The sequence below is a fragment of the Nonomuraea sp. NPDC048916 genome, assembly GCF_040649575.1.
Classification (GTDB): Bacteria; Actinomycetota; Actinomycetes; order Streptosporangiales; family Streptosporangiaceae; genus Nonomuraea.
In genome coordinates, this window is sequence record NZ_JBEZFS010000021.1 from 44819 (window position 1) to 65318 (window position 20500).

General features: G+C 72.2%; 22 protein-coding genes. 10 read left to right on the forward strand and 12 right to left on the reverse strand.

Features of this window, described 5'->3' with window-relative positions:
• Complete coding sequence (gene pruA, locus AB0C16_RS23080; protein WP_357685951.1) at positions 1-1626, forward strand: L-glutamate gamma-semialdehyde dehydrogenase; 1626 nt, start codon at positions 1-3, stop codon at positions 1624-1626.
• 115 nt (positions 1627-1741) lie between these two features.
• Here pruA and AB0C16_RS23085 read toward each other — a convergent pair whose 3' ends face one another.
• The 3 genes from AB0C16_RS23085 to AB0C16_RS23095 all read right to left on the reverse strand — a co-directional run bounded on the left by AB0C16_RS23085 (position 1742) and on the right by AB0C16_RS23095 (position 5704).
• Entirely contained in the window at positions 1742-2533 is a 792-nt protein-coding gene (locus AB0C16_RS23085) for an HAD-IA family hydrolase (RefSeq protein ID WP_357685952.1), read from the reverse strand.
• A gap of 26 nt (positions 2534-2559) precedes the next feature.
• Entirely contained in the window at positions 2560-4977 is a 2418-nt protein-coding gene (locus AB0C16_RS23090) for a glycosyl hydrolase family 65 protein (RefSeq protein ID WP_357685953.1), read from the reverse strand.
• 130 nt (positions 4978-5107) lie between these two features.
• Positions 5108-5704 (reverse strand): hypothetical protein, encoded by a 597-nt coding sequence (locus AB0C16_RS23095; RefSeq protein WP_357685954.1) that lies wholly within the window; start codon positions 5702-5704, stop codon positions 5108-5110.
• A 228-nt stretch (positions 5705-5932) separates the two neighbouring features.
• On the opposite strand from AB0C16_RS23095, the gene AB0C16_RS23100 reads away from it, so the two are divergent.
• The 3 genes from AB0C16_RS23100 to AB0C16_RS23110 all read left to right on the forward strand — a co-directional run bounded on the left by AB0C16_RS23100 (position 5933) and on the right by AB0C16_RS23110 (position 7105).
• On the forward strand, positions 5933-6172 hold the full coding sequence (locus AB0C16_RS23100) for a ferredoxin (RefSeq protein ID WP_357685955.1): 240 nt from the start codon (positions 5933-5935) through the stop codon (positions 6170-6172).
• Positions 6173-6276: 104 nt separating this feature from the next.
• On the forward strand, positions 6277-6594 hold the full coding sequence (locus tag AB0C16_RS23105) for a DJ-1/PfpI family protein (protein ID WP_357686041.1): 318 nt from the start codon (positions 6277-6279) through the stop codon (positions 6592-6594).
• Entirely contained in the window at positions 6509-7105 is a 597-nt protein-coding gene (locus tag AB0C16_RS23110) for a DJ-1/PfpI family protein (protein WP_357686042.1), read from the forward strand. Before AB0C16_RS23105 ends, AB0C16_RS23110 begins: the two co-directional genes overlap by 86 nt.
• On the opposite strand, the gene AB0C16_RS23115 is transcribed toward AB0C16_RS23110, so the two are convergent.
• Positions 7074-7904, reverse strand: coding sequence for a hypothetical protein (locus AB0C16_RS23115; RefSeq protein WP_357685956.1), 831 nt, complete (start codon positions 7902-7904; stop codon positions 7074-7076). The two genes, AB0C16_RS23110 and AB0C16_RS23115, sit on opposite strands and share 32 nt — an antisense overlap.
• Before the next feature lie 98 nt (positions 7905-8002).
• Between AB0C16_RS23115 and AB0C16_RS23120 the strand changes: the two genes are divergently transcribed.
• On the forward strand, positions 8003-8998 hold the full coding sequence (locus AB0C16_RS23120; protein ID WP_357685957.1) for a helix-turn-helix domain-containing protein: 996 nt from the start codon (positions 8003-8005) through the stop codon (positions 8996-8998).
• A 122-nt stretch (positions 8999-9120) separates the two neighbouring features.
• Here AB0C16_RS23120 and AB0C16_RS23125 read toward each other — a convergent pair whose 3' ends face one another.
• From AB0C16_RS23125 to AB0C16_RS23135, 3 genes are all read right to left on the reverse strand, one after another.
• The gene (locus tag AB0C16_RS23125) at positions 9121-10296 is read right to left on the reverse strand and encodes a SpoIIE family protein phosphatase (RefSeq protein ID WP_357685958.1); all 1176 of its coding nucleotides are present in this window, start codon (positions 10294-10296) and stop codon (positions 9121-9123) included.
• Between the two features lie 13 nt (positions 10297-10309).
• Positions 10310-10468: a hypothetical protein gene (locus AB0C16_RS23130; protein ID WP_357685959.1), complete on the reverse strand. Its 159-nt coding sequence runs from the start codon at positions 10466-10468 to the stop codon at positions 10310-10312.
• Positions 10469-10778: 310 nt separating this feature from the next.
• A complete protein-coding gene (locus AB0C16_RS23135; protein ID WP_357685960.1) occupies positions 10779-11378 on the reverse strand; it encodes a helix-turn-helix domain-containing protein in 600 nt (199 codons plus the stop codon).
• A 67-nt stretch (positions 11379-11445) separates the two neighbouring features.
• Between AB0C16_RS23135 and AB0C16_RS23140 the strand changes: the two genes are divergently transcribed.
• Together AB0C16_RS23140 and AB0C16_RS23145 are read left to right on the forward strand one after the other, a co-directional pair.
• Entirely contained in the window at positions 11446-12693 is a 1248-nt protein-coding gene (locus AB0C16_RS23140) for an MFS transporter (protein ID WP_357685961.1), read from the forward strand.
• Positions 12694-12749: 56 nt separating this feature from the next.
• Positions 12750-13556, forward strand: coding sequence for a serine/threonine-protein kinase (locus AB0C16_RS23145; RefSeq protein WP_357685962.1), 807 nt, complete (start codon positions 12750-12752; stop codon positions 13554-13556).
• Here the strand turns inward: AB0C16_RS23145 and AB0C16_RS23150 are convergent.
• Positions 13553-14299, reverse strand: coding sequence for a lysophospholipid acyltransferase family protein (locus AB0C16_RS23150; RefSeq protein WP_357685963.1), 747 nt, complete (start codon positions 14297-14299; stop codon positions 13553-13555). The two genes, AB0C16_RS23145 and AB0C16_RS23150, sit on opposite strands and share 4 nt — an antisense overlap.
• A 177-nt stretch (positions 14300-14476) precedes the next feature.
• On the opposite strand from AB0C16_RS23150, the gene dhaK reads away from it, so the two are divergent.
• From dhaK to AB0C16_RS23165, 3 genes are read left to right on the forward strand one after another with little or no spacing between them, the layout of a single operon-like run.
• Positions 14477-15457 (forward strand): dihydroxyacetone kinase subunit DhaK, encoded by a 981-nt coding sequence (gene dhaK, locus AB0C16_RS23155; protein ID WP_357685964.1) that lies wholly within the window; start codon positions 14477-14479, stop codon positions 15455-15457.
• 50 nt (positions 15458-15507) lie between these two features.
• Positions 15508-16194, forward strand: a complete 687-nt coding sequence (dhaL, locus tag AB0C16_RS23160) for a dihydroxyacetone kinase subunit DhaL (RefSeq protein ID WP_357685965.1) — start codon at positions 15508-15510, stop codon at positions 16192-16194.
• A complete protein-coding gene (locus tag AB0C16_RS23165; protein WP_357685966.1) occupies positions 16194-16577 on the forward strand; it encodes a phosphoenolpyruvate--protein phosphotransferase in 384 nt (127 codons plus the stop codon). The genes dhaL and AB0C16_RS23165 overlap by 1 nt, the downstream gene beginning before the upstream one ends.
• Here the strand turns inward: AB0C16_RS23165 and AB0C16_RS23170 are convergent.
• The 4 genes from AB0C16_RS23170 to AB0C16_RS23185 all read right to left on the reverse strand — a co-directional run bounded on the left by AB0C16_RS23170 (position 16564) and on the right by AB0C16_RS23185 (position 20380).
• Positions 16564-18450: a thiamine pyrophosphate-binding protein gene (locus AB0C16_RS23170; RefSeq protein ID WP_357685967.1), complete on the reverse strand. Its 1887-nt coding sequence runs from the start codon at positions 18448-18450 to the stop codon at positions 16564-16566. The genes AB0C16_RS23165 and AB0C16_RS23170 overlap by 14 nt on opposite strands.
• A 28-nt stretch (positions 18451-18478) precedes the next feature.
• Positions 18479-19261 (reverse strand): cyclase family protein, encoded by a 783-nt coding sequence (locus AB0C16_RS23175; RefSeq protein ID WP_357685968.1) that lies wholly within the window; start codon positions 19259-19261, stop codon positions 18479-18481.
• Between the two features lie 65 nt (positions 19262-19326).
• Positions 19327-19929 carry a hypothetical protein gene (locus tag AB0C16_RS23180; protein ID WP_357685969.1) on the reverse strand — a complete coding sequence of 201 codons (603 nt, stop codon included), beginning with the start codon at positions 19927-19929 and terminating at the stop codon, positions 19327-19329.
• 22 nt (positions 19930-19951) lie between these two features.
• Entirely contained in the window at positions 19952-20380 is a 429-nt protein-coding gene (locus AB0C16_RS23185; protein WP_357685970.1) for a CBS domain-containing protein, read from the reverse strand.
• Between the last annotated feature and the right edge of the window lie 120 nt (positions 20381-20500).

A 20500-nucleotide genomic window follows, 5' to 3' on the forward strand; every position in this document is an offset into this window, starting at 1 on the left:
ATGGACGCCATCAGCAACGTGCCCGTGCCCGCGAACGAGCGGGTCTACGGCTACGCGCCCGGGAGCGCCGAGCGGGCTTCGCTGGAGGCCCGGATCAAGGAGCTGGCCGGGTCGTCGATCGACCTGACCATGACGATCGGCGGTGAGCAGCGGCTCGGCGAGGGCGCGCCGATCGACGTGGTGCAGCCGCACAACAAGACCGCCGTCCTGGGACGTGCCAACGACGCCACGGCTCAGGACGTGCGTGACGCCATCTCCAGCGCGCTGGGGGCCGCGGCCGACTGGCGCGCGCTCTCCTTCGACGAGCGGGCGGCGATCTTCCTCAAGGCGGCCGACCTGCTGTCCGGTCCGTGGCGGGCGACGCTGAACGCGGCCACCGTGCTGGGGCAGTCGAAGTCGGCTCAGCAGGCGGAGATCGACGCGGCCTGCGAGCTGATCGACTTCCTGCGGTTCAACGTGGCCTACGCCCGTCAGCTCTACGCCGAGCAGCCGGTGTCGTCGCCCGGGGTGTGGAACCGGATGGAGTACCGGCCGCTCGAGGGGTTCGTGCTGGCGATCACGCCGTTCAACTTCACCGCCATTGCCGGAAATTTGCCGACATCCGCCGCTCTTATGGGGAATGTCGTCATCTGGAAGCCTTCGCCTACCCAGCAGTTCGCCGCGCACTTCACCATGCGGCTGCTGGAGGCGGCGGGCCTGCCGCCCGGGGTGATCAACATGGTCACCGGCAACGGCCAGGCGGTCTCCGAGGTCGCCCTGACCCACCCGGCCCTGGCGGGCATCCACTTCACCGGCTCGACCACGACCTTCCAGCACCTGTGGAGCACGGTCGGCGCGAACATCGCCTCCTACCACGGCTACCCGCGGCTCGTCGGCGAGACCGGCGGCAAGGACTTCGTGCTCGCGCACCCGTCGGCCGACCCGGGCGTGCTGACGACCGCGCTGGTCAGGGGCGCGTTCGAGTACCAGGGGCAGAAGTGCTCGGCCGCGTCGCGGGCGTACGTGCCGCGCTCGCTCTGGACGCGGATGCGCGACGACCTCGTGGGCGTGGCCGAGTCGCTGACCGTGGGCGACGTGGCGGCCGACCTGTCGACGTTCATGGGCGCCGTCATCGACGAGCGGGCCTTCGCCAAGCACAAGGCCGCCATCGACCGGGCTCGCGGGACCTCCGGCATCGAGCTGATCACCGGCTCGTACGACGACTCCACCGGATATTTCGTGAAGCCGACCATCATGGAGTGCGCCGACCCCACGGACGAGATCTTCGTCAAGGAGTACTTCGGCCCGCTCCTGGGCGTGCACGTCTACGACGACGCCGACTTCGACGCGGTGCTCGACCAGATGGAGAGCGTCTCGCCGTACGCACTGACCGGCTCGGTCATCGCCCAGGACCGCTACGCGATCGCCTCGGCCTCGGAGCGGCTCCGCTTCGCGGCGGGCAACTTCTACGTCAACGACAAGCCGACCGGCGCGGTCGTCGGCCAGCAGCCGTTCGGCGGGGCCCGCGCCTCGGGCACCAACGACAAGGCGGGCTCGATCTTCAACCTGATCCGCTGGGTGAACGCCCGCACCATCAAGGAGACGTTCGTGCCCCCGACCGACCACCGCTACCCGCACATGGGCTGACCTTTCGCAGGCCGTCGGCAGCAGCCTCTCGGCTCAACTCGTGACGGCTGACGACGCCCGGGTCTCGCATGCGGGACCCGGGCGTCGCTCGTCACGGGCGCGGTCCGGGTGGCGGTCACGGCCGGCGTCTGGCGAGGCGGTGTCCGGACAGGGCGGGCACCTCGACCTCGTCCAGGGTGGTGACGACGAGGTCGGCGTTCGCGGCGGTCAGCAGGTGCGCGTCGTCCGCGCGGGCGACCCCCAGCGCGGCCATCCCGCCGGCCTTGGCGGCTTGGATCCCGCTGACCGCGTCCTCGACCACGAAGCACTGCCCGGGGCCGGCGGAGAGCGCGGCGGCCGCGTTCAGGAAGATCTCCGGATCCGGTTTGCCGTGCGCCACGTCGCGCCCGGACATGTCGGCGTCGAAGAAGTCGAGCAGGGTCAGGCCCGGCCGGACGAAGTCGTAGGCCAGGCCCTCCTCCTCGGCGAACGTGTCGAGCCGGATCTGCCGCAGGAAGAGGCCGGCGTTCTTGGACGACGAGGCCGCCGCCGTGGGGATGCCCGCGTCCCGGACGGCGAGGACGAAGCGCAGCGCGTCGGGATAGGCCTTGAACCGCTCGGCCTCGATGAGCCGGATCAGCAGCTCCTGCTTGAGCGCCGCGTAGGTCTCGATCCGGGCCTCGGCGTCGGGGACCTTGAAGTGTTCGAGCCCCGCCAGGGCGCCGCTCATCCGCGGCTTGCCCGACATGACCCGCTGGTAGACCTCCGGGGTGAACCGGTCGTCCGACCATTCGCTCTGGTCACGGACATCGGCCCAGGGGCCCTCCATCAGCTCGCGCAGCGCCTCCTTCCACGCCATTTCGTGCGGCGAGTCGACGAGGACGCCGTCGACGTCGAAGATCGCCCCTTCGAATCCCCCTGTGGGCATGGTGGCCCCCTGCCATCGCTCACGGATCACTGGTGCGCCGAAGACGCCTGCGGGGGAAGGGTGAAGACGCACGTGCCGCCCGGGCTCAGCTCGCGGACCTCGTCGCCGACGCCGACCCTCAGCGGGCCGCGGAAGCCCTCGGTCTGGGCGAGCAACGTCAGCTTGTCCCCCTCGATGCCCACCCGTATCGACGTCCCCCTGAACCGCATCGAGAACGCGACGCCGTCGAGCCGGTCGAGCAGCCGCGGCGCCAGGCGCAGCACGTCGCCGGTGACGCTGGTGCCGACGAAGCCCCGCTGCAGGAGGTCCAGGGTGCCGGACATGACGCCCATGTGGATGCCCTCCTTGGTCGTCCCGCCCTGGACGTCGCTCACGTCGCTCTCCAGCGCCACCATGAAGCGGTCCCACGAGCTCGGCGGGTCGATGCCGGTCAGCACGCCGGCGTAGGTGACGAAACTGAGCGTCGAGCCGTGGGAGGTGCGCTGGTCGTAGTACTCGATGGTGCGCCGCGCCAGGTCGTCGTCGTAGTCGTAGCCGAGCCGTTCGAACAGCGTCCGCAGCTCGCCGGAGTCGAACAGGAAGAACAGCATCACCGCGTCGGCCTGCTTGGCCACCTTGTAGCGGTTGGGGTCCTTGCCCTCGGCCTTGAGGATCCGGTCCATGCGCTGGATGTTGTGGTACGCGGCGCGGTAGTGGTCCCAGTCGAGCTCCTCCAGCTCGGCGTAGCCCTCGAACTGGCTGACGACGCCGTCGTGGAACGGGATGTACATCCGGCGGCTCATGTCCTTCCAGGCGTTCAGCTCCTCGTCGGTCACCTCGAGGTGCCGGCGCAGCATGGCGGACCGGCTGGGCGGGAGCAGGTCGAGCACCAGCGGGGCGGTCGCGGTGATCCAGGCGGCCATGGCGTTGGTGTAGGCGTTGTTCCGCAGACCGGCCTCCTCGGCTCCCGGGTAGCGCTCGTGGAACTCGTCGGGCCCCATCACCCCGTGGATCTCGTACCGCTGCCGGTCCGGGTTGTAGTGGGCGATCGACGCCCAGAAGCGGGCGATCTCCAGCATCAGCTCGGCGCCGTAGTCACGCAGGAACTCGAGGTCGTCGGTCGCCTGGAAGTAGCGCCAGACGTTGTAGAAGATGGCCGAGTTGACGTGGCGCTGGTTGCGGCTGAGGTCGGGCTCCCACTCCCCGGACAGCGGGTTGAGATGGACCCGCTGGGTCTCCTCCGTGCCGTCGCTGCCGCTCTGCCAGGGGAACATGGCGCCCCTGTATCCCGCTTCGAGGGCGGCCGCCTGCGCCTCGGTCAGCCGCCGGTACCTGTAGAGGAGAAGGGCTCGGGTGATCTCGGGCAGGCGCAGGTTGAGGAAGGGGTAGACGTAGAGCTCGTCCCAGAAGACGTGCCCGCGGTAGGCCTCGCCGTTGAGGCCGCGGGCCGGCACCCCGGCGTCGTGCCGGGCGGTGTGCCGGGAGCAGACCTGCAGGACGTGGGCGATGTGCAGGCGCAGCAGCAGCTGCGCGCGGGGCTCCCGGGGCAGCTGGACGTCGCAGCCGTCCCACAGCTCGGTCCAGGCCAGCTCGTGCTCCTCCAGGGCCCCGGCGAAGTCGGGGTATCGCAGCACGTGCCGGCCGGCGGCGGTCAGCGGTTCGGTGATCGCGTTGTCGTGCGAGGTGAACAGCGCGACCATCTTCTCCACCCGCGCCGGACGGCCCCGCTCGACGTCGAAGGTGAGCACCTGCTGGATGTAGTCCATCAACTGGTGGAGGCGCCGTTCGGTCTTGGCGGGCTCGTCGCCGTGGAACGCCCGCGTGCGCGCCGCCTGCGCGATGTAGATGTTCGACTGGCGGGTCTGCACCTTGAGCGCGATGACCTCGGGGCCGAACGTCCGTGGCGACACGGGGTCGAGGTGGCGCCCTTCGAGCTCGCGGTAGCGGGCGACGATGTGGTTGGTCATCCGGCCGTCGAGCGCGGTCACCACCTCGACGTGGCCCGACCAGTTCTCGGGGACCAGCGTCCACTCGATGCAGGCCTGGTGGCTGTGGGCCATGCTCACGAACCGGCGGCTGGTCAGGCTCGTCACGCGACCGGCGGAGTCGCGGAAACGCATCTCGCGCCGTACCAGCGCCAGGTGGATGTCATAGGTGTGCCGGTAGTCGAGCACCTCGACGTTGGCCAGCCGCAGGGCGGGGCCGCCCTCGATGCGCAGCTTCAGCACCAGCCAGTTGGGCAGGTTGACCAGGTCCTCGTTCAGCACCGGGTGGCCGTCGAAGATCGTGGTCTCGCGGTTGAACCCGCCGTGGGCGTAGGTGCCGGGGTAGTGGACGGTGTCCACGTCCTCCCACTCGGCGGTCCCCCGGGTGCAGAAGTAGCCGTTGCCCGTCGAGGTGATCGCCTCGCGCAGGAGCTCGAACTCCGGGTCGAAGTGATCGTAGGTGAGTGCGAAGCCATGCATGGCGCCCCCTGAGCGCGTCCGGCGCCGTCAAGACGCCCGGTCCGACCCTCGTACCCACCCAAAGGGGTCGAAATCACCTGTAACCGGGCGGGCCGCACAGAAGGAGCGGCCCGCCACGCGTCGGGGTCCCTCAGGCCGTGGCGTCGCCGATGCGGCGCAGGGCCTCGGCGAGCGGCTCGTGGGCGATCCACTCGGGGACACCGAAGTCCTCGGGGATGAAACCCCACCTGAGCAGGAAGTCCTTCTGGTCCTCCAGGAGGGTGACCAGTTCGGGGTCGAGCGAGGGTTCGAGCGCCGTGACCACGTCCGGGGAGTAGACGGTGTCGACCCACTCCTCGGCCACCCCCGCGTCCCGTGCGATGAGCCGCCTGGCCTCCACGGGCTCCCGCCGTGCCCAGCGGGCGGTGCGCAGCGCCTGTTCCAGGTAGCGGGTCACCACGTCCGGACGGGAGTCCAGCAGTTCTCCTCGTACGGTGAAGACCACGGGGGCCTGGTTGTTGATCCGGGCGCGCCGGTCGGGCGCCCGCGCGAGGTCGGCCACGTGCGCGTCGAGCAGCGCCTGGATCTCGGCCCCCTGCGTGGAGACGTAGATCGCGTCGACCTCGCCTCTCAGCAGGGCACGCAGCTCCGGGCCCTGACGGCGGCGCATGAGGCGGGCGCTGAACAGCGAGCGGCTAAGCGCGCCCGCCTCCGGGGGCCTGCCCACGAGCGGCTCGGTGATCGGCACATCGACGAAGGTGACGTCGTCGTGGCCGAGGCCGGCAAATCTCCCAGGAGGCCACGAAACCTTGCAAACGGCCTCTCATCAGCGCGTTCGTGACGTCACGTCTGTTTTCGCAGCGCGATCGCCGGGTATCCCGGAGCCAGAACCGTGCGGCCTTCGGGGGGCCACGATGGACCGCTGGAGATCGGCCGAGGACGCGACGGCCCAGCGGCGGCGAAGGGGCGGCAGCGTATGAAGCTCGTGGTCGATCTCAACCGATTCCGGGGATTCGCCCAGTGCGCCTTCCTCGCGCCGGACGTGTTCACCCGGCGCGGCTTCACCATGCGCGGCGAGGCGCCCCTTATGTACCTCCTCAGCGTCGGCGAGGAGCAGCGCGTGCACGTGCTGCGGGCGGCGGCGGCCTGCCCGCTGCGCGCCCTCTCCGTCGACCGCGCCGGCGAGCCGGAGGGAGCCGGCGTCCGTGCCCGCTGACGGGGCCGTGGCGTAATCTGCAATCTTCGTGTCGTTGACGCCACGGAGGCTCACGACCAGCATGGGCTGAGGCGACCGCCACGCTCGGCGAGATCGGCGGGCCGATCGACACCCTCCTGGTCGTGGGCGGGCTGTCGGTGCCGGCGCAGTTGGAGGAGCCGGCGCTCGTCGGGGGAATCGCCCGGCTGGCCCCCTCGGCGCGCCGGGTCGCGTCCGTCTGCAACGGGGCCTTCCTCCTGGCCGCGGCCGGGCTGCTGGAGCACCGGCGGGCCACCACCCACTGGCTCGCCGCCGGCGAGCTCGCGGCCCGGTACCCGAACGTCGACGTGGACGCCGATCCCATCTACATCGAGGACGGCAACGTGTGGAGCCGCTCAGGGAACTGCAGGCGTTCATCGACGCCAACCCGACCGCCGACCTGAGCGTGCCCGCCCTCGCCCGGCGCACGGGGATGAGCTCGACGCGGTCGGCCCCTACCCGGTGCTGGCGTTCGCCCCCGGCTACACCGTCACGTTCGTCGCCGCCGAGCCCGGCCCGGTCCTCGACGACCGGGGCGGCCTCACCCTGACGGCCACGGCCTCCTACGCCGACCTGCCGCACCCTGACATGGTCGTCGTTCCCGGCGGCCCCGGAACCGCCGGCGCCCTGTCCGACCGGCGCCTGCTCGGCTGGCTCGGCCGGGCCCACGAGCGGACCCGATGGACGACCTCGGTGTGCAGTGGCTCGCTCCTGCTCGGAGCCGCCGGCCTGCTGAAGGGACGGAAGGCGACAACCCACTGGGGCTGGCTGGAGCAGCTCGCCGTGTTCGGCGCCGAGCCGGTGAGCGAGCGCGTGGTCACCGACGGCAGGCTGGTGACCGCGGCCGGCGTCTCCGCCGGCATCGACATGGCCCTGACAGGAGTCACAGGAGGAAGAGGATGGTCAGGCCGATGACCAGGTCCACGGCGATGCACAATTCGGCGTAGCCGCGGGGCACGACCCTGTCGGCGATGTGGTGGCCCAGGTCCCACAGGGCGTGCGCGAGCCAGCCGGCCGCGATCAGGTAGCCGGCGGTGCGGGGGTCAGCCGACATGGCGACCAGCGCCAGGGCGAGGTAGCCGGCCAGGCCGGCGAGCTGGAGGGCGAGCACGCGCCGGTCGCGCAGGGTGCGCCTGAACAGGCCGATCACCAGGTAGGCGCCGGGCAGCATCAGCAGGATCGGCGTCGGCGGGACGGTGGGGTTGATCCAGAGGTCGAAGGTCATGAGCAGGCCGAGCCAGGTCGGCCACCGGCGGGCCAGCGCCGCGACGACCGGGCCGCCGGGCAGGGGCGCGGGGCCCAGGTGCGGGGCGCTGTACTCGGCGCGGCGGAACAACATCACCAGGAGCATCGCCGGCAACATGAGCACGTGCCCGGCCAGCATGAGGCCGTGCTCGGACAGCGCCCCCAGCCAGTGCGGCACCAGCAGGACGGCGAACGGCGCGTACATGGCCGCGCCCATCTCGGCGATCGGCGCCCAGCCGTGGCCGCGGTAGCGCATCCAGATCGACATGCCGAGCGTCATGTTCGTGGCCATCACCAGCACGCCGACGTCGGTGCGGGCGAACAGCGCGGAGTCCGCGGTCACGGCGTCCCAGATCGGGCCTAAGAGCAGCATCCCGGCGACCATCGCCAGCACCATCTCCACGTAGTGCCGCAGGAACCTCATACGGGCGCCGCTCACGGCGACGCGGGGAGTTGTCTCGGTTGTCATGCCACCACTGTTGGGCCACCGTGGCATGGGGCCAACGAGAGCGAAAAGATGTGTCCGGAAACTTGGGGTACCGGTCCTTCTGACATACGGTGCTGAGCATGGACGCTCGCCGGATCATGGTCGTCGCCTATGACGCCGCGGAGTTACTCGACTTCGCCTGCGTCACCACGCCGCTGTTGGTGGCCAACGTGGCGGGTGCGACTCCGCCATACGTGGTGCGCCTGGCCACGCCGGGCGGACGGGCGGTGACGTGGGGCACCGGATTCACCATCCAGCCCCAGGACACCCTCGAACGCGTCACCGGGCCGCTGGACACGCTCCTCGTGTGCGGGGGGCTCGGGCACGGGGCGGCGGCGGCCGAGCGCGGCATCATCGCGCACGTGCGCCGGCTGGCCAAGGAGAGCCGTCGCGTGGCGTCCGTGTGCACGGGGGCCAGCCTCCTGGCGGCGGCGGGCCTGCTCGACGGGCGACGGGCCACCACCCACTGGCAGTGGGCTCCCGAACTGGCCGCCCGCTACCCGGCGATCACCGTCGACCCCGACCCGATCTTCATCAGGGACGGCGAGGTGGCCACGGCCGCCGGCGTCACCAGCGCCCTCGATCTCACCCTGGCCTTCGTCGAGGAGGATCACGGCGCCGACCTGGCCCGGCAGGTGGCCAGGCAACTCGTCACCTACCTGCAGCGGCCGGGCAACCAGGCGCAGATGAGCATGTTCACCGCCGCCCCGCCCCCGGGCGACGGCCTGGTCCGGCGGATCGTCGACCACATCACCGGCAACCTGGCCACCGACCTCGGCAGCGCGGCCCTGGCCGCCGTGGCGGGGATGAGCGAGCGCCACCTGTCGCGCCTGTTCCTGCGGCACCTCGGCCGCACCCCGGCCCGTTTCGTCCGGCAGGCCCGCACGGAGGCGGCGGCCCACCTGCTGGTCAGCACCCGCCTGCCGGTCGCGGCCATCGCGGCCCGTTGCGGCTTCAGCAACGCGGAGACCCTGCGCCAGGCGTTCGCCGACCGCTACGGCGTGTCGCCGTCCCACTACCGCGCGACCCAGTCGGAGACCGCGCCGGGCCGGGGGCTCGACACGGCCGCCTCGTGACCCCCCGGCCGCCTCCCGGGACCCCGGCCGGCTCCCCGGACTCCCGGCCGGACGGCTCATGAGCGGCTCACGAGCAACTCATGGACGGCATACGAGCGGCTCAAGGGCGACACATGGACGGCTCACGGGCGTGCGGCACCCGCCGGCGCGGTGAGCGGCGCCTTGAGCACGAACAGGGCGATGTCGTCGCTGGACAGGCCGTCCTGGAAGGCCAGCACGGCCTCCACGATCCGGTCGGCGATGCCCTGTGCGTCGAGGGCGCGTGCGCCGGCCAGCAGGCTTGTCAGCCGGTGCTCGTCGAACAGGTCGGTGCCGTCGCGCGCCTCGGTGACGCCGTCGGTGAAGAGCAGGACGGCGTCGCCGGGAGCCAGCTCGACCGTCTCGTCGCACACGGTGACGTCGTCGAACAGGCCGAGGACGGTGCCGGGGCACCCGATCGGGGTCACCTCGCCGTTCGCGCGCACCCGTAGCGGCTGGGGATGGCCGCCGAGCGAGACGGTGAGACTGAACACACCCGGCCGGTCACGGTGGACCCGGGTGTAGACCACGGTGCAGAAGCGGTCGGCGCGCTGGCGTACCAGGGCGGTGTTGAGCTCGCGGAGGACGGCGGCGGGCTCCTTGACCTCCGCGGCGTGCGCCCGCACGGTGTGGCGCGCCAGGCTCGTCACCACGGCGGCCTCCGCGCCCTTGCCGCAGACGTCGCCCAGGACGAGCCCCCAGTCGTCGGGAGACGTCTCGAACAGGTCGTAGAAGTCGCCGCCCACCTCGTCGCCGCGCCCGGCGGGCCGGTAGGCGGCGGCCACGTCGAGGCCGGGGATGCGCGGCAGGGCGGGCGGGATCAGGCTCTGCTGCAGGGTCCGCGCGAGCAGGCGGACCCGGGCCTCGGACTCCTCGGCGCGCTGGCGGGCGCGCAGCAGCTCGTACTCGCGGCGCTGGGTGGCGCGGAACACGCAGGTGCGGATCGTCGCGGGCAGCTCACCGGCGGCCTCGTTGAAGCTGGAGCTGACCAGGACGGGCAGGCGTTCGCGGTCGCTGCACAGCAGATCCACCGCGATCTCGCTGACGCCACCCCGCGGGAGCGTGAGCGGGGCGTAGTGGGTCTCATAGAAGATCCGGTCGCCGATCGTGAGCAGCTCCTGGAAGCGGACGCCGCGCAGCAGGGCCTCCCTGCGGTGACCGGTCCAGGTCAGGAAGGTCTCGTTGACCGTGATGATCGTGCCGTCCGCCAGGCTGCACAGGTAGCCGCACGGCGCGTGCTCGTACAGCTCCTTCAGCAGTGCCGGATCGTCGTCGGCCATCGCGCGTCTCCCCCTACGCTCGTGGGAACGCCCTCGCGATCTCCTCGCGGGCGCCAAGCGCGCGGGAGAAGACCCCGCGGGACCCACAGGAGGAGACCTCGCGGAAGCAGGCCGTCGGCCGGCTCCCGCGCGCCCCCCGGACGTGCGCGTCGCCGCGGTTCGGAACCGTCATGCCAGGATGCTATCCGCACCCTCGCGCACGCGTTCGCGCAGGTGAGCCGCACGACCGGGCAGGCTCTCCCGCGCCACCAGCCTGGGGCGCCCAGGGCCGTCGCGGCGAGGATCAGCCGCTGCGACAGCCGCCCGGCCTCGGCGACCAGCAGGCGGTGGCCGCCCTCGCCGTGCCTGCGCTCGTGACGGGTGAACACGCCGGTCAGGCAGACGAGCACGGCGGCCCCGCCGACCATCGCCCGGTCGGCCGGCAGCAGGGACACTAGGGTCCGGCGGGCGGCGGCGCGTCAGGGTGGGGCCTGGGGATGACCCTAGCCCCGCACCCCCACCGGGAAGACGTCGAAGTGCACCACCACGTGCCCCAGCGACGGATCGGGCCGGGCCGGCGACTCCAGGTCGCGCCGGTCGGCCAGCAGGCGATATCTCTCCAGCACCTCGAACACCTCCTCCTTCAGCTCCGTCGTCTCCTCCGGAGTGAGCCGCATCGACCGCCGCCCGAAGGCGCTGGCCCGCACCCATTCCTCGGGCGTGCCGGGCTCCTCCTCGCGCCAGCGCGCCAGCTCGGCGGCGCGCTGCCGGAGGAGGTCGTCGAGCAGGACCGCGACGGCGTCGGCCGCTTCGGGGTCGTCGGGCGGCGGCTCGCCGTAGGAGAAGCCGCCGGGCACGATCCGCCAGTACTTCTCCTTGCCCTTCCCCAGCTCCGGCACCACCTCGATCATGCCGTGCCGGGCCAGCTCCCTCAGGTGGTAGCTGGTGGACCCGGTGTTCTGCCCGACCAGCCCGGCGAGCCGGGTGGCCGTCGAGGGGCCGTGCTCGTCGAGCAGCCCGTAGAGGCGCAGGCGCAGGGGGTGGGCGAACGACTTCAGCGCGTGGGCGTCGAGGGTCCGGGCGGAAAAGCTCTTGCCGGTCATGGCGTGCACACCTATCTTTGCAAAGGAACCTATGCACACTTTCCCTTACATGTTATCGGAGGCGGCGATGCGAAATCTCGGGCGGTCGTTCACCTTCCTGTGGTCGTCGACCGCGCTGTCCAGCCTGGCGGACGGCATGTTGAAGGTCGGGGCGCCGCTGCTGGCCGTCACGCTGACCCGCTCCCCCACCGAGGTGTCACTGGTGGGGGCGGCGGCCACGCTGCCGTGGTTGCTGCTGGCGCTGCCCGCGGGCGCGATCGCCGACCGGGCGGACCGCAGGCGGATCATCGTGCTGGCCAACACCGCCCGCGCGGGGCTGCTCGCGGGGGCCGCGGCGCTGGCCGCGCTCGGCCTGCTGAACCTGTGGCTGATGCTGGTGGCACTGCTGCTGGCCTGCGTGGCGGAGGTCTTCGCGGACACCTCCGCCCAGTCGGTGCTGCCGATGACCGTGTCACCGGACCACCTCACCACGGCCAACGGCCGGGTGGTCGGCGCGCAGACGATCGGCAACGAGTTCGCCGGCGCGCCGCTGGCCGGCCTGCTGGTCATGCTCCTGCCCGCCGCAGTCTTCGGCGGCCCCGCCCTCCTGTACGGCGCCGCGGGCCTGCTCCTGCTGGGCATGCGCGGCCGCTTCCGGCCCGTGCCCGCGACGGCACGGGGCTCGATGGGCGCGGACATCGCCGAGTCGCTGCGTTACCTGTGGTCGCACCGGTTCCTGCGCACCCTGGCCTTCACCGCCGGGACGCTCAACCTCGCCAGCGCCGCCTACTTCGCCGTGTTCGTGCTCTGGGTCGTCGGCGACGGGTCACGGATGGGGCTGGAACCGAGCGGCTACGGACTGATGATGACCGCGATGGCCGCGGGAGCGGTGGCCGGGTCGCTGGTGTCGGAGCGCGTCACCCGGCTGGCCGGCGAGGGCCGGACGCTGATCGGCATGTGGCTGACCAACTCCCTGCTGTATCTCGTGCCGGTGCTCCTGCCCACCGGGTGGCTGCTTTTCCCGACCGCCGTGCTGTGGGGTGCCACCAGCGCCCTGTCGAACGTGCTCGTCATCTCCACCCGGCAGCGGCTGATCCCGCCGGAGTTGCTGGGCCGGGTCAACTCCGCCTACCGGCTGATCGGCATGGGCGGGATGCCGGTGGGGGCGGCGCTCGGCGGGGTGGTGGGCGAGAGCGCCGGGCTGCCGGCCGTCTTTCTCGGCGCCATGGGCCTCTGCCTCATCTCGATCGCGTTCCTGTGGCGTGTCGTGCGTCATCAAATTTCGGTACCTCTGACCAGCGATCCTTTGGTTCCCGGCACATCCAGATCACGTTAGGCACACTATGTCTTGTGGTGAGATGTCATGATTACCCCGAGCGACGAGGGGATGGCATGCGGGAGATCGGCGGACGGTACCTTCTCAATGAGGAGGCCGGTCGTGGGGGTATGGGCGTCGTCTGGCGAGCCTTCGACCAGTTGCTGCATCGTGATGTGGCGCTGAAGGAGCTGACTCTGGTCGGTGAGGCCGAGATGGTGCGCCGCCGGGTGCTCCGTGAGGCCCGGATGGCGGCCGGGCTCACGCACCCCAACATCGTCACGGTGCACGACCTCATCGAGAAGGGCGGGAAGCTCTGGATCGTGATGGAGTACCTCGACGGGCTCTCCCTGCACCAGCTGCTTTCCCAGGTCGGCACGCTGCCCGCGCAGTCGGTGGCCGCGATCGGCCAGCACCTGCTCGCCGCGCTGCGCACCGCTCACCAGGCCGGGGTGCTCCACCGTGACGTGAAACCGGCCAACGTCATGCTCACCGGCGACCGCGTGGTGCTGACCGACTTCGGCATCGCCACGGCCGAGGGCGACATCCGGATGACCACCTCCCGCAGGCTGCGCGGCACACCCGCGTTCATGGCGCCCGAGCGCCTGCACGGAGGGCCGGCCAGCAAGGAGGCCGACATGTGGTCGTTCGGCGCCACCCTCTACAGCGCCATCGAAGGCCAGCCGCCCTACCCGGGCCAGGACGCGGCGACCGTGCTCGGCATGGCGCGCAGCGGTGGTTTCCCGCCGCCGCGCCGGGCCGGAGTGATGCGGCCGCTGATCGAGGGGCTGCTGCACCACGACCCGGTGCGCCGCTTCACCCACGAGCAGACGGCCGGGCTGCTCGCCGGGATGCGCGCCAGCAGCTATCAGGCGGCGATCTAGCGCTTCCTGGCCCGTGCCTCGGCCTCGGCGGCGTCCATCGCGGCGGCCTCCTCCGGCGTCGGCGCGGTGCCGCCGAGGTGCGCGGGCTGCCACCAGACGCCCCGCGGGATCTCCGGGTAGGTGCGCTGCGCCCGGTCCACCAGCGCCGTCAGCCGCTCGTGCAGGTCGGTCGTGTGCTTGTCGACGTCCTCGCCGCGCTTGGGGTGCATGGGCTCGCCGACCACGATCGTGATGGGCACGTGGCGCTGCGTCAGCGCCTTGGGCCGCCCTTTGGTCCACAGCCGCTGGCTGCCCCACAGCGCCACCGGGATGACGGGCGTCTTGGTGGCCTGCGCCATCCGGATGGCGCCGCTCTTGATCTCTTTGACCGTGAAGGACCGGCTGATCGTCGCCTCGGCGAACACGCCCACCACCTCGCCGGCCTTCAGCATCCGCAGCGCCGTCGCGTAGGAGCCGGCGCCGGCGCCGCGGTCGACGGGGATGTGGTGCATGCCACGCATCAGCGGCCCGGAAATGCGGTGCTCGAACACGTCCTGCTTGGCCATGAACCGCACCAGCCGCTTGGACGGCAGCGCGGCGAACCCGGCGAAGATGAAGTCGAGGTAGCTGATGTGGTTGCTCACCAGCACCGCTCCTCCGGTACGCGGAACGTGCTCGGTCCCTTCGAGGTGGAAACGGTAGTCGAGCACGCGAAAGAGGGTCCGCGCGGCGGCGATCACCGGCGGGTACACGATCTCAGCCATGAGCAGACGGTAGCCTAGGTTTTACCGTAGTGGGCAGCCAGACCACGCCCCGCGCGTCCCCGTGACCGGTCCCGACGGCGTGCGCGCCACGGCCTCCAGGCGGCCCGGTGGACCACCGGGCCATGGTCACCGGAAGTGGCGCTTGCCCTGCGGCCGAAACGGGCACATCTTCCCAGCATGAAGAAGCTCATCAACTCGGCGGACTCCGTGGTAGGCGACGCGCTCAACGGCCTGGCGGCGGCCCATCCATCGCTGCGGGTGCTCGGCCAGGTGGTCTACCGCGCGTCGGGGCCGCGTGCGGGGAAGGTCGGGCTGGTCTCCGGCGGCGGCTCGGGGCACGAGCCGCTGCACGCCGGTTTCGTCGGCTACGGCATGCTCGACGCGGCCTGCCCGGGTGAGATCTTCACCTCGCCCGTCCCCGACCAGATCATCGAGGCCACCCGGGCCGTCGACGGCGGCGCGGGTGTGCTGCACATCGTCAAGAACTACACCGGCGACGTGCTGAACTTCGAGATGGCCGCAGAGCTGTGCGACGACGTCGAAGTGGCGAGCGTGCTCGTCGACGACGACGTGGCGGTCCAGGACTCGCTCTACACGGCGGGCCGCCGCGGCACCGGCGCGACGCTGTTCGTCGAGAAGATCGCGGGCGCGCTGGCCGAGGAGGGCGCGCCGCTGGCCGAGGTGGTGCGGGTGGCCGGCGAGGTGGACGAGCGCAGCCGCTCGTTCGGCATCGCGCTCACCTCCTGTACGACGCCCGCGGCGGGCGAGCCGACCTTCGACCTGCCGGACGACCGGGTGGAGCTGGGCATCGGCATCCACGGCGAGCCGGGCCGCAACCGGGCGCCGATGGCTCCGGCGCGCGAGCTGGCCGGGCTGGCCATGGAGGCCGTGCACGGCGACCTGCCGTTGCGGGGCGAGCTGCTCGTCATGGTCAACGGCATGGGCGGCACCCCGCTGCTCGAGCTGTACGTCGTGTTCGCCGAGGTGGAGGCGTTCGTCAGGGGCAAGGGGGCGCGGGTCGCGCGGTCGCTGGTCGGCAACTACGTGACGAGCCTCGACATGCAGGGCTTCTCCGTCACGGTCTGCCGCCTGGACGACGAGCTGACGCGCCTGTGGGACGCGCCGGTCGAGACGCCGGGACTCCGATGGGGACGATGATGGACTCCGATGGGGATGGCCCCTGTGATGGACCCTGTGATGGACCCGTGATGGACACCGTCTTGGACACCGCCTTCTTCGTCGCCTGGTTCGAGGACGCGGCCAAGGTGATCCGGCTGCGGCGCGAGGACCTGACGCGACTCGACGCGGCGATCGGCGACGCCGACCACGGCGTCAATCTCGACCGCGGGTTCACCGAGGTGCGCAAGGCGCTGGCCGACTGGCCGCCGGCCTCGCCGGTGCAGGTGCTGGTGTCCGCGGGCACGACGCTGATCCGCCGCGTCGGCGGCGCCTCGGGCCCGCTGTACGGCTCGGCGTTCCGGCAGATGGGCAAGGCGCTGGAGGAGCCGGTGACACTGGCCCGGTTCGCCGGGGCGTTCGAGGCCGGAGTCGTCGCGGTCGAGCGGCTGGGCAAGGCCGCCCCGGGTGACAAGACCATGCTCGACGCGCTGGTGCCCGCGTCACGGGCGCTGGCACAGGCCGTACACGAGGGTCTGGAGCCGCGCGAGGCGTTCGAGCGGGCGGCGCGCGCGGCCGAGGAGGGAACACAGGCCACCATCCCGATGCGCGCCCGCAAGGGCCGGGCCAGCTATCTGGGAGAGCGCAGCGTCGGGCACGAGGACCCCGGCGCCGCCTCCTCGGCGCTCATCGTCGCGTCACTGGTGACGGTGGCGGGCGGCATGCCGGACGGCATGACGGACGACGTGGCGGACGGCGCGGATGGGGCAGGGGGCTGATGGTCGGGATCGTCCTGGTCGCGCACAGCGCCGGGCTGGCGGCGGAGACGGCCGCGCTGGCCAGGGGCATCGCCGGGGCCGAGGCGCCCGTGGCCGCCGCGGGCGGCACCGAGGACGGTGGGCTCGGCACCAGCGTCGACCTCATCGAGCGGGCGCTCGCGTCGGTCGACCAGGGCGACGGCCTGGTGCTCATCCCCGACCTGGGCAGCTCGGTGCTGACGGCCCGCCTGCTGGCCGAGCCGGGGCGGGTGGAGCTGGCCGACGTGCCGTTCGTGGAGGGCGCGATCGCGGCGGCGGTGTCGGCCGCGGCGGGCGCGCCACTGGCCGACGTGCTCGCCGCCGCGGCGGACGCGTGGACGTATCGGAAGGTCAGTGGCCCTTGAACGCCTCCTCCAGCCACCATGACGGGTGCTCCCGGGTGACCTTGGCATGGACGAGCAGCGGCCGGTCGCGGGGACCCTTCAGCCACTCGGCCACCCCGCTCAGGTCGCCGCGCTCCGTCACCGTCACGGCGTCGAAGCCGTAGCCCCTGGCGATCGCGGCGAGGTCGGCCGTCGGGAACCGCACCAGGTCGAGAGGATGGCCGTGCGGCCCGAAGTGGTGCACCTCCGCGCCGTAGCCGTCGTCGTCGTAGACCACGACCACCATCGGCAGGCCGAGCCGGGCGACGGTGTCGAGCTCGGCGACGCCCATCAGCGCCCCGCCGTCTCCCAGTGCGGCCACCGGCAGCCGGTCGGGGCGGGCGAGCGCGGCGCCGATCGCGGTGGCCAGGCCGAGCCCGATCGACTGGAACGCCTGTGTGAAGCAGAACCCGTACTCGTCGGGAACGTCCAGCAGCATCGACGGGTAGCCCATGAAGTTGCCCGAGTCGACGGCCACGATCCGCTCGGCGGGCAGCAGGTCGTCCAGGCCGATCGTGAGCGTCCGCGGATCGATCCGGCCGTCGCCGCTCTCGTCGTCGTAGGGCACGGCCCGCCACCGGCCCTCGGCCTGGATGCGCCGCATGAGCTCGGGCGTACGGTAGCGCCGGCCCGCGACGCCGGCGGTCACGGCGGCCTCGGCATCAACGCCGGCAGTCGCGGCGGCATCGGCACCGGCACCGGCACCGGCGTCAGCGGCGGCCTCGGCGTCGGCGGCGTCAGCGGCGACCTCGGCGGCGACCTCGGCGGCGGCCTCGGCGGCGGCCTCGGCGGCGGCAGCGTCGATGTCGGCGAAGGCCGCGGAAACGGCCTGCGCGGTGGCGGCCGTGTCGCCGACCAGGCCGAGCCGGACGGCCCGGTGGGCGCCGATCGCGTTCGCGTCCACGTCGACCTGGACCAGCGTGGCGTGCTCGCCGATCAGGTGGCCGTGGCGGGTGGTCCACATGTTGAGCGCGCAGCCCCAGCCGACGACCAGGTCGGCGTCGCGGATCAGCTCGGCCGCCAGCGGCGTGGCGAACCCGCCGCTCACGTCGAGGTCCCACGGGCTGCCCCGGAACAGGCCCCTGGCCACGGCGGAGGTGGCCAGCAGGGCTCCGGCCAGGTCGGCCAGCTCCTCCAGCTCGTGCCGGGCGTGCCGGGCGCCTCGGCCCGCGATGAACACCGGCCTGCGCGAGCCGGCCAGCAGGCGCGCCAGATCGGCGACGTCGCCGACCGGCCGCGCGCCCCGCGGTTGTGCCCCCGAATCCGGGGCGGGCGGCGAGGGGGCCGGGACGGGTGGGGTGTGCGCGGCGGCGGCCGCGCGCTGGCCGGCGATGATCTGGTCGAGGAACTCGCCGAGCCGCCCGCCCCAGGGCGCGATGTCGGCCTGCACGTCGAGCGGCAGGTTGAGGAGCACGGTGCGCCGGTCGTGCCAGGCCGTGCGGAAGGCCGCCACGGTCTCCTCGACCGCCTCGCCGGCGGCCGTGACACGCATCGGGACCGCGCCCACCGCGCGGGCCATGGAGTCCTGGTCGATGTGGAAGTTGGAGCGGACGTCCGTGGCCTCGCCGGCGAGCACCACCATCGGTGTGCGGCTCTTGGCCGCCTCGGCGATGCCGGTCATCGCGTTGGTCAGGCCGGGCCCCTGGTGCACGGACAGCACCGCGACCGTGCCGCTCATCCGGGCGTAGGCGTCGGCCATGGTGGCCGCGCCGCCCTCGTGCCGCGCGGCGACGAAACGCACGCCGTGCTCGACGAGGCTGTTGGTGACGTGGAAGTTGCCGCTGCCCACCACGCCGAACGCGGCCCGCACGCCGAGCGAGGCGAGCGCCCGCCCGACGGCCTCAGCGACGGTCACCGCTCCCGCCCCCGGCCGCCGGCGCGGCTCACTCCGAGCTCCGCTCCACCAGGGCCAGCACGCGGACCGGGCTGCCCGACCCGCCCACGATGGGCAGCGGCGGGGCGACCACCACCGCGCCGGTCACCGGCAGCCGGTCGAGGTTGCGCAGCTGGGTCAAGCCGTACTTGCCGGCGCCCAGCAGGAAGGAGTGGCAGGGGAAGGCGGGGTCGAAGGAGTGGGCGGCGCCCGCGTCGGTGCCGACGGTCTCGACGCCCAGCCCGAGGATGGGCGTCTGCTCCGCCAGCCAGCGCGCGCACTCGACCGAGATGCCCGGGGTGTGCGGGCCGTTCTCGTCGGCGTTGAGGAACGCCGCCTGGTCACCGGAGCGGGTGTCCCAGCCGGTGCGGTAGAGCAGCCAGCCGCCCTCGGGCAGCGGCCCGTTGGCCCGCTCCCACTCCTTGACGTGATCGATCTGGAGCAGGAAGTCGGGGTCCTTGCCGGCCTCGGCCGTGAAGTCGAGCACCACGGCGGGGGCGAGCAGGCTGCTGACCGGCACCTGCGAGACGTCCTCGCCGTCGCGGGCCGTCACCCAGTGGATCGGCGCGTCGAAGTGGGTGCCGCTGTGCTCGCCGGTGTGGATGTCGTTCCAGTACCAGGCCGGGCCCCGGTCGTCGTAGCGGCTGATCTCCTCCAGCCGGAACGGGATCGTGTTGCCGAACGGCTCGGGCAGCTGGAGGATCGGCGTCTCCGGCGTCAGGGGCGCGGTGAGATCGATCACCTCGATCGAGCCGTTCCGCACACTGTCCACGAAGCTCCGCAACACCGACATCTGTTCCTCCTGAGTGAGGTGGCCTGGGAGAATCCTCCTACGCGGGCGGGCGCGCTGCCAACATGTCAGGCCCTGATCCACTCGGCGCAGCCGCCGGTCTGGAACGCCTTGTCGGTGGGCGCGATGGTGACGGTGGCCGCGCCGACGGGCATGTCGGCCGCGATGATGTCGGCGGGCCGCGCGGTGGTGCTCTTGAGCCGGGCCCAATAGCAGACCGGCTGCCCGGGCGCGGGTCCGGTCGTGCGGTAGGTGCCGGGCTGGATGTCGACCCCGACCACCAGGGTGCGGTTGGCCGCCGTCGCGCCGGCGGGCGCACCGGTCGGATCCGTGCTCGCCGGAGGCGTGCCGCCCGGAGCCGTGCTGCCCGGCGCGCCGGTTTCAGGCTGATCGGTGGCGGGCTGCTCGGTCGCGGGCGGGCCGGTCGCGGGCGAACCGGTCGCGGGCGGGTCGTTCGCGGCGGTGGCCGGCGGCTGGGAGCCTTCGGGCCCGACCGGCTGCTCGACCGTCACCGTGACCCGGGGCGCGGGCGCGGCGGACGTCTCTCCGGTGCCGAGGCCCGCGAAGAAGCCGATGAGGAACCCCAGCACCCCTGCCAGCCCGGAGACCAGCAGGATGATCGTCGGACTGCTGGTCGCCCGGGGGAGCTCGGGCGGGGGTCCGTACATCACGGTGACCAGCGTCCCACCCGTGTCAACGGTGGAGGTAGTCGACCAGCGACGCCTTCTCCGTCTCCAGCTCCTCGATGGCGCTCTTGACCACGTCGCCGATGCTCACGATGCCGACCAGCCGGCCGCCCTCGACCACCGGCATGTGCCGGAATCGGTGAGTGGTCATGGTCTTGCGTAGCTCCTCGACGTTGTCGCGCGGGCCGACGGTCTGGACCTCCGAGGTCATGATCGCCGACACCGGGCCGTCGAGCACGCCGGCGCCCCGGTCGTGGAGGCGTCGTACGACGTCACGCTCCGACACGATCCCGACGATCGCGTCACCGTCGGGGGAGACGACGACGGCTCCGATGTTGTGCTCGGCGAGCTGGGCGAGCAGCTCGCGGACCGTCGCCTCCGGTGCCACGGTCGTCACATGACTGCCCTTGTTGCGCAGGATTGTCCCAATGAGCATCTGCACCACCTCGGCTCTCAGTTACCCCGGGAAGGTGGCGGCTAAGCCCCTCCACCCGCCCCCCCTCCAGGCAAGCAACGGCAGTAGGAGAGCGTCAAGCGTTCCCGTAGGCTGCTTGCC